We start from the raw sequence: 1,300 nt of genomic DNA, 5'->3' as shown, positions 1-1,300 counted from the left end.
TCGCCGTATAGATCGCCACTTGCGTCGCCTCGACCGAAAATGAAGTGCCGAGCAAGGAGACCGTTGGCGTGGCGCGCATTGGCACGTCGAGCCGATTGAAGAACCTGACGACGGTCGAGGAACTAAAGCGACCGGTGATGTATTGGGGACTGGTGGTGGCGTAGCGCCTGCAACGTAGATCGTCAGCCACGGGATCGATATCGTTGTAGGCTGTATCGACAGTGTCGCTTTTAACCCGAACTCGCGCGATATCAAACGTGCCGGACTGCTGACCGATGCCTCCAGCTTGCGCGGAGTTGCCCGTGCCGGCGTCGAACCAGAACACCAAGCGAAGACTATCGGTGCCATCCGTGCCCAGCGACTTTCCCGCAATGGACGGAACGGGAATGGCTACCGAGAAGCGCTTCCACACTGTATCTAGAGCGATTTGCTGCGCCCCGATGCCACTGATGGAAACAGAAGGGCTACCTCCCGCTCCAAAGGTTTGAATCATCGACAAACCCACGGGACGCGCCACATCAGCCTTCGCGTAAAAGGTAACAAGTTCCGTTTCGCCGGCTGCGGTGCCGACGCCCTCAATCCTCTGCTCCATAGCCGCGAAGTTGGCGCTTCCGACCACAGACGCCACTACACATCGATGGAAATACTTCGGATTTCCAGGCACGTCTGTTTGTCCTGGTGCAAAAGCTTGCCGACTCGGAGCGATCGTGGAGCCGCTGCCGGTAGTAAGCCAGCGATCGGCAAGATGACGTGCGGAAGCGGCGGCTGCCAACGACGTTCCATATATCCACGTGGTGAAGTCACCATTGATCAACTTGTTGTGGGTTACTCCGCTCGCGGTCGCGCCGCTGTATAGCTCATCGAAGTTGCTCTGGATTTTCACCATCGCTTGGCGACGGGTATCGCCGTCGCTCCCATCGAGCAACGTGCCCAGGTTGATGTTCTGCTGTGACATGGGTTGTCCTTAGACGTCGAAGTTCGAGATATCGATCAGCATCAGCACAGGCGGCTCATCGAGCTGATCGTTGCCTTCGTTCTGGGTAGTGTTTCGGGTGTCGTTGCTGCCGTAGCGCAGCGTGGTTCCGTCGACGGCTGCAGCCAGCTGGTAGACGGTGTATTCCGTGGCATCGCCACGTGTGCCATCGGGCAACGTGACGCTGATGGTTCGCGTCAGTACGCGTCCGCCCGAGTTGGCGATCACGGCGGCCAGGCCGGCCTGCGGCAACGTCTCAACCGTTGGCGCCGATAACCTGATGGGCGTAGGCATTGGCACGAAGGTCCGAACGCTCTGTACGCGCAG

The 1,300-nt window shown here is 59.0% G+C and carries 2 protein-coding genes; both read right to left on the bottom strand.

What is annotated here, in order from left to right; genetic code table 11:
- On the bottom strand, positions 1-955 hold a 955-nt coding region (locus ACZ6WW_RS23535), incomplete at its 3' end, for a hypothetical protein (RefSeq protein ID WP_465276338.1).
- Positions 956-964: 9 nt separating this feature from the next.
- On the bottom strand, positions 965-1,300 hold a 336-nt coding region (locus tag ACZ6WW_RS23530; protein ID WP_465276337.1), incomplete at its 5' end, for a hypothetical protein.

The sequence above is a fragment of the Dyella sp. NPDC103356 genome, from assembly GCF_055584465.1.
This window is presented reverse-complemented; position numbering and strand designations above follow the sequence as displayed.